This window comes from Kribbella qitaiheensis (genome assembly GCF_042657745.1).
Lineage (GTDB): Bacteria > Actinomycetota > Actinomycetes > Propionibacteriales > Kribbellaceae > Kribbella > Kribbella qitaiheensis.
Window position 1 is genome coordinate 1 of the sequence record NZ_JBHSKE010000006.1, and the last position, 13140, is coordinate 13140.

The 13140-nt window shown below is 68.5% G+C and carries 11 protein-coding genes; 4 read left to right on the forward strand and 7 right to left on the reverse strand.

Annotation, left to right across the window (positions count from 1 at the left end; genetic code table 11):
• Window positions 1-738: 738 nt before the first annotated feature.
• Together rpsN and rpmG are read right to left on the reverse strand one after the other, a co-directional pair.
• Window positions 739-1044, reverse strand: coding sequence for a 30S ribosomal protein S14 (gene rpsN / locus ACFPJ1_RS04395; protein WP_380101523.1), 306 nt, complete (start codon window positions 1042-1044; stop codon window positions 739-741).
• A gap of 9 nt (window positions 1045-1053) precedes the next feature.
• Complete coding sequence (gene rpmG / locus ACFPJ1_RS04400; protein ID WP_132197053.1) at window positions 1054-1221, reverse strand: 50S ribosomal protein L33; 168 nt, start codon at window positions 1219-1221, stop codon at window positions 1054-1056.
• 157 nt (window positions 1222-1378) lie between these two features.
• Here rpmG and ACFPJ1_RS04405 point away from each other — a divergent pair, with 157 nt between their 5' ends.
• The 3 genes from ACFPJ1_RS04405 (at window position 1379) to ACFPJ1_RS04415 (ending at window position 5096) form a co-directional block, all read left to right on the forward strand.
• Window positions 1379-2524 (forward strand): CobW family GTP-binding protein, encoded by a 1146-nt coding sequence (locus ACFPJ1_RS04405; RefSeq protein ID WP_380101524.1) that lies wholly within the window; start codon window positions 1379-1381, stop codon window positions 2522-2524.
• Window positions 2521-2766: a type B 50S ribosomal protein L31 gene (locus ACFPJ1_RS04410; RefSeq protein WP_380101526.1), complete on the forward strand. Its 246-nt coding sequence runs from the start codon at window positions 2521-2523 to the stop codon at window positions 2764-2766. The genes ACFPJ1_RS04405 and ACFPJ1_RS04410 overlap by 4 nt, the downstream gene beginning before the upstream one ends.
• 908 nt (window positions 2767-3674) lie before the next feature.
• Window positions 3675-5096 carry an aromatic amino acid lyase gene (locus ACFPJ1_RS04415; RefSeq protein WP_380101527.1) on the forward strand — a complete coding sequence of 474 codons (1422 nt, stop codon included), beginning with the start codon at window positions 3675-3677 and terminating at the stop codon, window positions 5094-5096.
• Between the two features lie 173 nt (window positions 5097-5269).
• Here the strand turns inward: ACFPJ1_RS04415 and ACFPJ1_RS04420 are convergent, their stop codons facing one another.
• Window positions 5270-6115: a hypothetical protein gene (locus ACFPJ1_RS04420; protein WP_380101528.1), complete on the reverse strand. Its 846-nt coding sequence runs from the start codon at window positions 6113-6115 to the stop codon at window positions 5270-5272.
• Between the two features lie 180 nt (window positions 6116-6295).
• On the opposite strand from ACFPJ1_RS04420, the gene ACFPJ1_RS04425 reads away from it, so the two are divergent.
• Window positions 6296-8128, forward strand: coding sequence for an APC family permease (locus ACFPJ1_RS04425; protein ID WP_380101529.1), 1833 nt, complete (start codon window positions 6296-6298; stop codon window positions 8126-8128).
• 48 nt (window positions 8129-8176) lie between these two features.
• Here the strand turns inward: ACFPJ1_RS04425 and ACFPJ1_RS04430 are convergent, their stop codons facing one another.
• The 4 genes from ACFPJ1_RS04430 to kdpC are packed head-to-tail and all read right to left on the reverse strand — an operon-like array spanning window position 8177 to window position 13136.
• Window positions 8177-9193, reverse strand: coding sequence for a magnesium and cobalt transport protein CorA (locus ACFPJ1_RS04430; protein ID WP_380101530.1), 1017 nt, complete (start codon window positions 9191-9193; stop codon window positions 8177-8179).
• A gap of 21 nt (window positions 9194-9214) precedes the next feature.
• Window positions 9215-9892, reverse strand: a complete 678-nt coding sequence (locus tag ACFPJ1_RS04435) for a response regulator (protein ID WP_132197041.1) — start codon at window positions 9890-9892, stop codon at window positions 9215-9217.
• Window positions 9889-12465: a sensor histidine kinase gene (locus ACFPJ1_RS04440; RefSeq protein WP_380101531.1), complete on the reverse strand. Its 2577-nt coding sequence runs from the start codon at window positions 12463-12465 to the stop codon at window positions 9889-9891. The genes ACFPJ1_RS04435 and ACFPJ1_RS04440 overlap by 4 nt, the downstream gene beginning before the upstream one ends.
• Window positions 12466-12488: 23 nt before the next feature.
• Complete coding sequence (gene kdpC, locus ACFPJ1_RS04445; protein ID WP_380101532.1) at window positions 12489-13136, reverse strand: K(+)-transporting ATPase subunit C; 648 nt, start codon at window positions 13134-13136, stop codon at window positions 12489-12491.
• Window positions 13137-13140: the final 4 nt, after the last annotated feature.

A 13140-nucleotide genomic window follows, 5' to 3' on the forward strand; every position in this document is an offset into this window, starting at 1 on the left:
GCGGAGAGTCAACACATCGAGTAGATCCTCTGGATATCTCAGAAACAATCAAACTGACTTGAATCATTGTTATTCAAAGGAATCCGCCACAAACAAAAGACAACCCAACACCCAAAATCCCAGACAGGACCAGGGTGGACAAGATCATCCAATGCCGTGAACGGGGATAATACTGTATTTCGGCATTGACTTTCGGCACGCTGTTGAGTTCTCAAGAATCGGACGCACACCGCATCCCCAGCCTTTCGGCCTGGACTCCGGGGCAACCCGCCAAACTTTACTGTTCTAACCGAAGCCGGTCAAATCGGCTTCTTTTGTCCCAGTCCCCCTGCATGTCTGTGTTACTGAAACCCGCTCGAGGCGTGTCTCAGCTCCTAGAACCTTCAGGGAGTTTGGAGCCGCCGGCCGCTCTCGCGTCCCGCACTCGCTCCAACAAGAAGAACATTACTGACATTCGGGCCCAAGATACAAATCGAGGCCCGAGAGCCCCTCTCGCCACACCAGTCACTCGCGTCTCCGCGAGCTCGTCCCCCCATCGTGCACGACGACTCAAGCCGGGTGACGGAGAGACGGTAGATGGGTGAGAGCGAAGGATCCGCTCCCACCCATCCGAGTACCGCATCGTCCAGCAGACGCCTCTCGGCGAGTGGCCGCTCGTAGCGGCGAAGTGTGAGGCCCGGGGGTCATGCACTGGACGACATCTGGTGTAACCAGCTCCTCCGTGGAGCTATTCCCGCATCACCAGGAAGACTTGGTGATGCCCGGGAGCTCCCCGCGGTGGGCCATGGTGCGGAAACGGATGCGGGAGATGCCGGCCTTGCGGAGATACCCCCGCGGCCGGCCATCCGCCGCGTCCCGGTTGCGCACCCTGATCGGGCTGGCGTCCCGCGGCAGCTTCTGCAGTTTCAGCTGCGCCTCGCCGCGCGCCTCGAACGGAGTGGCCGGATCGGCGATGATCCGCTTCAGCTCCGCCCGGCGCTCGGCGTACAGGGCGACTGTCTGCTTGCGCTGGTCGTTCTTGACGATCTTGCTCGTCTTCGCCACGAGCCGGCTTTACCGCTCTTCGCGGAAGTCGACGTGCTGGCGGACCTTCGGGTCGTACTTGCGCATCGTCAGCCGGTCGGGGTCGTTCCGGCGGTTCTTCCGGGTCACGTAGGTGAAACCGGTCCCCGCGGTGCTCCGCAGCTTGACGATCGGGCGGACGTCGTTGTGCTTGGCCATCAGACCTTCCCTCCAGGCACCCAGTGGTGCCGTTGAACCTCTGTACGGTGAACGCCAGTCGCCTGGTCGGGTATTCCGGACCGCTGTCCTGCCGGAACCGCTCGGCAGCAGTATACGTTGTACTGGTTATCGTTTTCAATAAGACCGAAGAGGTGCCATGCCGAGCCACCTGCCGATCACCCTGCTGACGGGCGTCGACGAACCCTCCCGCGGCACCGTGGCGACCACCCTGCTCGAGACCGCCGAACCGGCCACAGCGGTGCTGGTCGAGTACGACGTGAGCGGCCTGGCGGGCGGGTCCGTACTGCGGATCGCGCGCACCACGTCCGGCGTGATCGACGGCGAGGTGATCCGGATGGGACACCCGTGCGTGTCCTGCGCGATGCGGGACTCCCTGGTCCCTCTCCTGGTGAGCATCGCCGCGACCGGAAAGTACGCCTCGGTGGTCGTGTCGGTCCCCGGCGCGGGTGACACCCAGGCGCTGGCCGAGGAGATCGCCCGCGAAGCCGGTGACGATCTGCGGGTGATCTCGGTACTGACCGTGCTCGATACGGCCACCTTCACCGAGGACGTCACGAGCGAGGACCTGATCCACGATCGCCGTATTCCGACCGCCGCCGAGGACGGCCGGGCGATCGCGGAGGTCCTGGTCCGGCAGGTCGAATACGCGAACGCCGTGATCCTCCATACCGACGAGCCCGAGCAGGCGAAGGCGCAGGTGGCGAAGGCCCTGGCTGAGGCGATGAACCCGCAGGCTCTGGTCCGGACCACCGAGACGGCCGCCGAGCTGTCCGGAGTACGGCTTCATGATCCGGATGCGGCTGAGACGTGGGTCGAGCCCGGGTCGATCAGTGCTCCGCTCCAGTCGGAGGGCGGGGTGGAGACGTTGGTGTGGCAGTCCACGCGGCCGTTCCACCCTGAGCGGCTGTATGACGCGCTCGAGGACCTGGTCGCCGGGACCGCTCGGGGCAAGGGCACTGTCTGGCTCGCCTCGCAGCCGCATGCCCGACTCGCCTGGGACAGCTTCGGCACGAACATCGCGCTCGGCGTCCTGGGTCCATGGCTCGCGGACCTGCCGGCGGAGCGCTGGTCCGAGGTCGGGCCGACGCACCAGGCCCGTTCGGCGCTCGAGTGGCACCCCGAACATGGCGACCGGGCGTCGTACCTGTCCATCACCGGGATCGATCTGGACGTCCGGGAATTAGCGCGGCTGCTCGATGGTTGTGTCATTCGTGCGGATGAGTGGGACAGCACAATGACCGACCCGTTCGCCCCTTACCTGGAAGGAAGTACCGCAGCATGAAGAAGGACATCCACCCCGACTACCGCCGGGTCGTCTTCAGGGACAAGTCCGGCAACTTCAGCTTCCTGACCGGCTCCACGCGCGAGAGCAACGAGACCACCGAGTGGCACGACGGGAACACCTACCCGGTCGTCGACGTCGAGATCTCGTCCGCCAGCCACCCGTTCTACACGGGTCAGCAGCGTGTGATGGACACCCAGGGCCGCGTCGAGAAGTTCAAGAAGCGCTACGGCAAGATCTGACGCCCCAATAGAACTCAGAACGGCCCGCCGATCCTCCCTTCACGGGATCGGCGGGCCGTTTGCCTTGCCATCACACCTCGGCACCCATCCGCCCGAGACATCACGAGCCGCGGGGTGTCCGCCGGTTCGCCGATACGTCGGTACATCGGTGCGTCGGTACGTCGGTACGTCGGTACGAGTAGTTCGCCCAGGCATAGGCGGGTGGTTCGCGGTCTCCGCTGCGTGATGGTTCTAGTCGTGCTGGTGTGCGTCAAGAGCGCCTCCGGCGTCCCTTCGGGATCGAACAAGCTCGACTCCTGACCCACCCCATCCCGACCAGGGAAGGACGCAGCTACGCGGATCCCGCGCAGAGGTCTGAGCCGCGTCGGGGTGGTGTTTTCGGGGCTGGGTGTACCGACCGACAGGTAGTACCGGGCGGATGGCGGAGGTTCCAGGCGTGGGGTTGCCTGCCGGGTGGTGTTGCGGCGACTACTTCCTGTCCTTCGGTACGGCGGCGGCCCCGGGGGTGGGTTTTCGCCCGGTGGGTGGTGGTGTGCCGACTCGGGGGCTGGCCGCTGGCGGGGTGTTCGGCGGCTGGTGGCTTGTGTAAGGCGTTGTTGGCCGAGCAACCCGCTATCGGGACCTGCGTGGGTCGATCTGGGGTAGCTGGCGGGGTGGGTTTGGGGACCTCGGACAGGTTGTCGGTGGTGCGGACGGGTTGTTTCGTGTTCGAGGGCCCGACATGGTGGTCGAGGTCTCCACTTGGTGTCCTAGGCCGCGCTTTGTGGCCGAGGCGAGCCGCCGGGAGGCGGGGGCCAACTCGTCGGCTCGACGGCTAGGGATTGTCGCGGTGGGAACGTCTCGGATTTCAGACAGCAGCCGGGTGGAGGTACATGGCGGCCGGGTGGGGCGGGGCTCACACTGGGCGGGTGGAGCCGATCGAGATTTCCGGGGTGGGGTTGACGCCGTTGGATGCGGTGTCGCTCGAGCAGCGGCGGACGCCCGTGCAGTTGGCTGAGGACGCGCGGAAGCGGATGGCGGACTCGTCGGTCGCGGTAGCCGAGATCGCGTTGCGCCGGCCGGTGTACGGGCGGACCACTGGGGTCGGGGCCAATCGGGATGTGCTGACGTCGGACCCGGAGCATGGCGCCCGGCTGCTGGCGTCCCACTCGACCACCGGGACCTCGTCGTATCCGCGGGATGTCGTTCGGCTCGGGCTGCTGATCCGGGTGAATCAGCTCGCCTCGGGCGGTTCCGGGCTGGCCCCAGAGGTCGCCGACGCGATCGTTGCCCTGCTCAACGATGATGACCTGCCTGACCTGCATCGCGGTGGCGCGATCGGGACCGGCGACCTCGGTGCGCTCGCTGAGCTCGGGCTCGCCCTGGGCGACGTCATCGACGGCACCAGCGCCCTCCCATTGCTGTCCAGCAACGCGATCACGCTGGCCGAGTGCTGCCTCGCGTACGTCGAAGCGGCCACCCTCATCAACGTGGTACCGCTGGTCGGCGGCCTCTCCCATGTCGCGCTCCGTGGCAATGCCGAGGTGTACGACGTCCGCGTGCACGAGGCTCGCCCGCAGCCGGGCCAGGTCCGGGTGGCTCGGCGGATGCGCGGGCTGCTCGACGGGCTGCCGATCCCGCCGGCCCGGGTGCAGGACCCGTTCGGCCTGCGCGCGTTCGCCCAGGTGCTCGGCCCCGCGGTCGACCATGTCGATGCCCTGGGCAACGCTCTGAAGATCGACATCAACGCATCCGCGGAGAACCCGCTGGTCGCCGGGGACACCGTGCTGCACAATGGCAACTGGCACGCGATGCCGATCGCGCTGGCGCTGGACTCGTTGCGGCTCAGTCTGCACAGCGTGGCCACGCTGTCCACCTCGCGCGTCGCGAATCTGGTCGATCCGGACTTCACCCACCTGAGCCGCTTCCTGGCCAGCGGGGCGGAGGCCAGCTCGGGCGTGATGATGATCGAGTACGTCGCCCACGACGCGCTCGCCTCGGTCCGTTCGACGGTACAACCCGCGACCCTCGGTACGGCGACCCTGTCCCGGGGAGCCGAGCACCACGCGAGCTTCGCGCCGCAGGCCGCAGTACTGACTGCGCAGTTGCTGGATGCGCTGCGGGACGTGCTGGCGTGTGAACTGGTGACGGCGGTTCGTGCTGTCCGGCTGGCGGATCTGGAGCCGGAGCAGCTCGCGCCGGCCGCCATCGGACCATGGTTGGCTGATGCGCTGGCCGCGCTGCCGAGTGACCTGAAGGACCGCTCGCTGCGGGACGACCTGGAGATCGCCCGCGGGCTGCTCACGCAGTGGGGCGACCGCCAGGTCGAGCATCCCGCCGAGGCGGGCTAGGACCACCAGCGAGTCAGCGGCACAACGCCTTCAGGTCGGGACGGGCAGGTGAGCGACCTGGCGCAGGGTGGTGTCGGTGACTCCCGTCGCCGAGATCCCCGACGTACCGGGCGGATACGGAGTGTCACCTCGATCCCACCCAGCGTCGCCGACCCACGCGTGCAACCTGGCTGTCAGCCCAGGCGGCCGTAGGCCTGCAGAGTCTGCAGGGCTCTGACCGTGACGGCACCGCGGTACTCGAGCGTCGCCGCGGCACCCGGCGGCTCCCACGTGAGCACCCAGCCGCCGTCGGGCTGTTGGTCCTCGACGAGCCGGTCCAGGTGGCCCTCGATCTGTGCGTCGGTGAACAACTGCCGCCAGAAGCTGTCCGGGGTCGGAGCGAAGTGCAACGGCGTCACGCCGTACGACGGGTCGGCCGCGTCCGCGCGGTACCACGACAGCTTCGGCAACCACTCCTTCACCTTGGCGACGTCGACCTCGGTGTGCTCGAGGAACTCCATCACCTCGTGCATCGCGTGCGCGTCCTCAGGAAATCCGTCGTCGGCCAGGGCCTTCGTGCACCAGGAGGCGGCCGCGTCGCGCCACGGGTGCTCGAAGCCGAGCCGGTAGAGCCGGCCGACCAGTCCCGCGGTCGGGTTGAGCCCCGGCACATAGGTCCACTCGCTCATGTGCTCGGCCCGCGGATAGCCCTCGATTACCGGCGACGCGAGCGACACGGCGCCCTCAGGCGTGGCGACCGACTGCAGCCAGTCGCAAGCGCGCCGCACCATCTCATCGTCGCGGGCGCCGGCGGCGAGCAGGTTGTCGAAGGCCGCCTCGACGTCGAGGGCGAGGCTGTCCGGGCAGCGCTTGTCCGGCTCCAGCCCATGACCGAAGCCGCCGTCGGCGTTCTGGTAACCGCGCAGCGCGTCGACGACTCCGGCGGAATCGGCGCCCTCGAAGAGGGTGGCGAACAGCCGGCGCTCGACCAGCCGGCCCTCTTGGCGTACGAAGTCACGACCAGCGTTCAAGATGTCCATGTGCTCAGCTTGCCGTCTCCGCACCCTCCACGTCTTGAAGGAATCAGACATCCGGGACGAACTCGCAAGTCGTGGCAACCAGGCCGCGACCGTGAGGGCGGTGTTGGCATTGCCGTCGCCGCCATGAGGATGTTGTGAGGAGGCGCGCCGGACTGAGTCGATCGTGCCGACAGTGAGTAGGTGACAGTCACAACTGCGGATCGGCACCGGCTCGGCGTACTGGGTGGTCTGGCGGCACTGTCGCTGGATGCGATGGCGTCGGTGGCCTACGGACCTGAAGCCATCGTGCTCGTCCTGGCGCTCGGGGGTACGGCCGCGATCGGCCTGGCGCTGCCCGTCACCATCGCGATCGCAGTCCTGCTGCTCGTCCTGGTCCTGTCGTACCGGCAGGTGATCGCCGCGTTCCCCGAGGGCGGCGGTTCGTACGGAGTGTCGAAGAAGTACCTCGGCCGGCGGGCCAGCCTGGTCGCCGGCGCGTCGCTGGTGATCGACTACGTCCTGAACGTCGCCGTCTCGGTCGCGGCCGGTGTGGCCGCGCTGACCTCCGCCGTACCGGGCCTCTACGCCTACCGGGTCTGGCTGGCGCTGGGCGTGCTGGCGCTCGTCACCGCGGTGAACCTGCGCGGCGTGGCGCACAGCGCCCGGATGTTCATCGTTCCCACCGCGGTCTTCGTGGCCGCGATCCTGACCGTGATCCTGGCCGGTCTGTTCCGCGAGAGCCCGGCGGCGGTTGCCGCCGGAAGCGCGGAGCAGGCCGGTCAGGTTCAGACCATCGGGCTGCTGCTCCTGCTGAAGGCCTTCGCCAACGGCTGCGCCGCCCTGACCGGCGTCGAGGCGATCGCCAACGCCGTCCCGTCGTTCCGCAAACCCCGGATCGTCCGCGCCCAACGGGCTGAGCTGACGCTCGGGATCCTGCTGGCGGTGATGCTGATCGGTCTCGCGGTCCTGATCAAGCGGTTCGAGATCAAGCCGGTCGAAGGCGTCACCGTGCTCTCGCAACTGGCGGATGCCTCCCTGGGCCACGGCTTCGGCTACTTCGTGGTGCAGGCCTCCACCGTGGTGCTGCTGGCGCTCGCGGCGAACACGTCGTACGGCGGCCTGCCGGTCCTCGGCCAACTGCTGGCGAAGGACCACTATCTTCCGCATGTCTTCCAGCTTCGCGCCCAGCGACAGGTGTACCGCTACGGCATCGGCTTCCTGACCGGGGTCTCGGCGATCCTGCTGATCGCGGCCCGCGGCGACGTGAACACCCTGGTGCCACTGTTCGCGATCGGCGTCTTCATCGGCTTCACCCTGTCCCAGGCCGGCATGGTCCGGCACTGGTGGAGCCGGCGTCCGGCCGGCTGGCGGCTCAAGCTGGCGCTGAACGGCTTCGGCGCGCTCCTCACCGGAGTGGCCGCCATCGTGGTCACCGCGACCAAGTTCACCTCCGGCGCCTGGCTGATCGCTGTCGCCCTGCCGCTGCTGGTCTTCGGAACGGAGGCGGTGCACCGGAGCTACCGCCGGATCGGCTCCCGCCTCGAGCTCGGCCGGATCCCGGCCAAGCCCGACGCCCGGCGATCGCGCATCATCGTGCCGGTCCACGCCGTCAGCAAACTGACCCGCGAGGCGCTGTCCGTGGCCAAGGGACTGGGGAATGACGTGGTCGCGGTGCATGCCGTGAACACCGGCGACCCGGACGACGTCCAGGCCTTCGTACGGCTGCTCGACGACTGGCAGGCGTGGCACCCGGGAGTCCCCCTCGTCGCCCTGTACGACGAGCGCCGGCGGATCACCGCGCCGATCGTCAGCTACATCCGCCACCTGGAGATCACCACCGTGTTCGTGTTGATCCCGGAGGTCGAGCCGGAACACCTGTGGCAACGGATCCTGCAGAACAACCGCGGCGCTCTGCTGGCGCACGCGCTCCGCAAGGACACCGACGCGGTGGTCTGCCGGCTGCGGTTCCGCGTCCCCGACGACGAGCCGGAACAAGACGTGGCCCCGACCCTGCTGTCGGTCAGCAAGGGCTGAGCAAGACGCCAGGCAGAGGCCCGGTCAAGGCCTCCGCGTGGCCCGGAGCTAGAGCCAGCCCTTCTTCTTGAAGATGGTGTAGAGACCGACGCTGACCAGGAACATCAGCACCACCGCGAACGGATAGCCGAGCTGCCAGTTCAGCTCGGGCATGTGGACGAAGTTCATCCCGTAAATGGTGCCGACAAGGGTCGGGGCGAACAGGATGGCCGCCCAGGACGAGATCCGCTTGACCTCCTCGTTCTGCCGCAGGCTGAGCTCGGACAGCCGTTGCGTCTCCTCGTTCTGGCGCTGTCCGACCAGGGTGGCGTTCACGCCGATCAGGTTGATCAGCAGCACCTTGAAGCCGGCCGCCTGCTCGACGACGCGCTCGACGTGGTCGGCCACGTCGCGCAGGTACCGCTGCAGTTCCCGCTCGACCCCGTACTTCTCGAAGCCGGACCGCAGATCGGCGATGATGCCGGACAGCGGCTGGGTCGCGCGCATGAACTTGACCACCTCGCGGAGCAGTTCGTAGATCCGCCGGGACACCTCGGGGTCGGCGCCGAAGACCTGGTCCTCGATCTCGTCGATGTCGCCCTGCAGACCGTCGATCACCGGCTGGTACTCGTCCACCACCTGGTCGAAGATCGCGTAGAGCACCGCCTCCGGACCCAGCTTCAACAGCTCGGGGGTCTCCTCGAGGCGCTTGCGGACCAGACCGAGATCCGGCGACTCGGCGTGCCGGACGGTGACGACGAAGTCCTTGCCGGTGAAGACATGCAGCTCGCCGAACTCGACCCGCTCGACGTCGTCGAGGTACCGCGCGGACCGCAGTACGGTGAACAGCACGTCGCCGTAGCGTTCGAGCTTGGGGCGCTGGTGCGCGGAGATGGTGTCGTCGACGGCCAGCCGGTGGAAGCCGAACTCGTCGGCCACCGACTCCATCTCGACCGGATCCGGCCGGTAGAGGCCGATCCAGCCCATCCCGTGCCGGTCCCGCAGCAGCTCGTAGGTCTCGTCCAGGGTGGCGGGCTCACAAGCCCGCTGCCCGTCGACATAGACGGCATTGTCGATGATCGTCAACGCCGGCCTCCCTTCCAGTGGTCAGGGCTCGAAGCGGTAGCCCATGCCCGGCTCGGTGAGCAGGTGCACGGGTCGCGCCGGGTCGGCCTCGAGCTTGCGCCGCAGCTGCCCCATGTAGAAGCGCAGGTTGCCGCTGGCCGTCTCGTACCCCGGTCCCCACACCTCGGTCAGCAGCTGCCGCTGGGACATCAGCTTGCCCGGGTGCCGGATCAGCACCTCCAGCAGGTGCCACTCGGTCGGCGTCAGGCGAACGTCCTCCCCGCTGTCCAGTGTCACCCGTTTCGCCGACAGGTCCACCTGGGCACCGCCGACGGTGACCACCGGCTGGTCCTGGGCCAGGTTGCTGCGGCGCAGTACGGCGCGCATCCGGGCCAGCAACTCGTCGATGCCGAAGGGCTTGGTGACGTAGTCGTCCGCACCGGCGTCCAGCGCCTCCACCTTGTCCGTGCTGTCGGTCCGCCCGGACAGCACCAGGATCGGCGCCTCGGTCCAGCCGCGCAGCCCGCGGATCACGTCGACCCCGTCGAAGTCCGGCAGGCCGAGGTCGAGAATGACCAGGTCCGGCGGGTACTGCGCGGCCACCTTGAGCGCCGCCGTACCGCTACCGGCCACGTGTACTTCGTACCGCCGGGCCTTCAGGTTGATCTGCAAGGCTCGCACGATCTGTGGTTCGTCGTCGACCACCAGGATCCGGGTCATCCCTTGACCTCCGGTTCGGAGCGTTCCCGGCTGCCGGGCACCGGTGTGTCCCCCGGCCGCAAGGTTGCCGCCGGCATCGAGACGACCATGGTCAGACCGCCACCGGGCGTCTCCTCCGGCTGCACCGTGCCGTGCATCGCCTCGGCCAGACCGCGGGACAGCGCCAGGCCGAGGCCGACGCCGACCGTGTTGTCGGTGTCCCCGAGCCGCTGGAACGGCGCGAAGACCCGGCCCCGATCGGCGGGCGGGATGCCCGGACCGCGATCGATGACGCGGATCTCGACCACGTCCCCGAGCGCGCTGCTCGTCACCAGCGGCGGACGGCCCGGGGGCGCGTAGCGGACCGCGTTGGCCAGCAGGTTCGCGATCACGCGTTCGAGCAGCGCCGGATCGGCGTCGACCAGGGGAAGAGTGTGCGGGATGTCGACCCTGACCTGGTCGGCATCGTCACCCAGCTCCGCCAGCACCCCGGGCAGGATCTCGTCGAGCGCCATCGGCCGGTTGAAGACAGGGAGGACACCGGCCTGCAGGCGGCTGAGGTCGAGCAGGTTGTCGACGAGACGCGCCAGCCGGTCCAGGGACTCGTCGGCCGTCGCGAGGAGCTCGTCCCGCTCGGACTCGGTCCACTCCACATCGTCGCTACGGAGGCTGGTCACTGACGCCTTCGCCGAAGCCAGTGGCGACCGCAGATCGTGGCCGACGGCGCGCAGCAGCGCAGTACGGAGCTTGTCGGCCTCGGCCAGCGGCTTGGCTTCCGCGGCCGCCTCACTCAGCCGCGTCCGATCCACCAGGGCGGCAGCATGCGCAGCGAAGGCACCGACCAGTCGACGCTCGTCAGCAGCCAGCGGGCGACCTTGCAGCACCAGGACCAGGTTCTCGCGGCCCGGGATCTCGGCGTCGCCATCCTCCGGGCGCCGGCAGGTCGGAGTACCGGCCGAAGCGAGCGGGCGCCAGGTCTCCACCAGTTCGTCGGTGTCGATGCGTTCCATCAGACAGGCGCTGGTCATCCCGAACGCCTCCCGGACCCGCTCGAGCAGTGCCGGCAAACCAGTCTCACCTCGAAGCACGCTGCCTGCCAGGGTCGCGAGTGTCTCCGACTCGGCCGCTGAGCGGGCCGCCTGCCGGGTCCTGCGGGCGGCCCGGTCGACGACCGAGCTCACCAGCCCCGCGACCAGCACGAAGATGCCCAGCGCGAGGGCGTTGTTGACCTCGGCAATCGTGAAGGCACGCGTCGGCGGGGTGAAGAAGTAGTTCAGTACCAGGCTGCCGGCGACCGCGGTCAGGATCGCGGGCCAGAGGCCGCCGACCAGGGCGACCACCACCACCGCGAGCAGGAACGCCAGCACGTTGCTGGTCAGGTTCAGCGTGTCGCCGCCGAGTCCGAGCAGCAGCGCCAGCAGCGGCGGCAGCGCGAGCGCGAGCACGAACCCCAGCACCTGCCGCCGGCGGGACAGGCTGCCGTGCAGGCGCGGCAGCCGGCCGCGGCCCATCTCCGAGTGGGTGACGATGTGGACGTCGATGTCGCCGGACTCGCGGATGGTGCCGGCGCCGATGCCCGGGCCGAGCAGCGAGGAGAACCAGGACCGGCGGCTGCCGCCGAGCACCAACTGCGTCGCGTTCTCCGCGCGGGCGAACGACAACAGCGCGGCCGGGACGTCATCGCCCACCACTTGGTGGTAGGTGCCACCGAGGCTCTCGACCAGGTCGCGCTGCTGTTCCAGCGTGGTGGGATTGGCCCCGGTCAGTCCGTCGGACCGGGTGATGTGGACTGCGAGAAGGTCCCCGCCGGAGGAGCGGGCGGCGATGCGGGCGGCACGCCGGATCAGGGTCTCGCCTTCGGGTCCGCCGGTGAGCGCGACGACAACCCGCTCGCGCGCCTCCCAGGTGGAGTCGATGTCATGTTGAGAACGGTACTGCTGCAACCCGGCGTCGACGCGGTCCGCCAGCCACAACAGCGCGAGTTCCCGCAGAGCGGAAAGGTTGCCGACCCGGAAGTAGTTGCCCAGGGCAGCATCGACCTTGTCCGCCGCGTAGACGTTGCCGTGCGCCATCCGGCGGCGCAGCGCCTCCGGCGTCATGTCGACCAGCTCGATCTGGTCCGCCGCCCGGACCACCCGGTCCGGCACGGTCTCCTGCTGCGGCACGCCGGTGATCTTCTCGACCACGTCGTTGATCGACTCGAGGTGCTGGATGTTGACCGCCGAGATCACGTCGATCCCGGCGGACAACAGTTCGTCGATGTCCTGCCAGCGCTTCGCGTGCCGGCTGCCCGGCACGTTGGTGTGCGCGAGCTCGTCGACCAGCGCGACCTCGGGCCGCCGCGCCAGTACTGCGTCCAGGTCCATCTCGGTGAAGCTGGCCCCGCGGTAGTCCAGGATCCGCCGCGGGATCACCTCGAGGCCATCGAGCATGGCGGCGGTGTGCTCGCGGCCGTGGGTCTCGACGAAGCCGACCACCACGTCCGTACCGCGCTCCCGCCGCCGCTGCCCCTCGCCCAGCATCTTGTACGTCTTGCCGACGCCGGGCGCGGCACCCAAGTAGACCCTCAGGTGCCCGCGACCACTGCTACTCATACATCCATCGTCTCAGCCGGGGCCTACTTCAGGGCGGCAAGATCGTTGTTCAGGGTGACCACGTTCACCCGTGGCTCCCCGAGGAACCCGAACGTGCGCCCCTGGGTGTTGTCCTCGACCAGTTGGTTCACCTTGGCCACGTCCAGCCCACGCTCGCGCGCGACCCGGTTGATCTGCAGCGCGGCGTACGCCGGGCTGATCTGCGGGTCGAGGCCGCTGCCACTGGCGGTGACCGCGTCCGGCGGCACCTGCGAGGGGTTCACACCCTCCAGGTCGGCGACGGCCTTGCGGCGTTCCTGAACCGCCGCCAGCAGGTCGGCGTTGTTCGGACCGAGCTGCGACGCCGCGCTGCCCATGGCGTCGTAGTCGACCGCTGACGGCCGGGTCTGGAACCACAGCGGGTCGGCGACCATCACCGGCTCGCCGTCCGCGTCCACCTCCGGCTTGCCGTCCTTGGTCGCCTGCTTGGTGTAGGCCTGGCCGATCAGGTCGGACCCGACGTCCTTGCCGTGGACCTGGACGACCGAGCCGTTGGCGTTGTCGTTGAACAGGGCCTGCGCGGCGCCGGTCATCGCCAGCGGGTAGATCACACCGAGCCCGATCGTGAACACTACGAGCGCCCGCGTCGCCACCCCGAATTGACGGAAGGTCGTGGGGAGTCTGCTAGCCATTTCT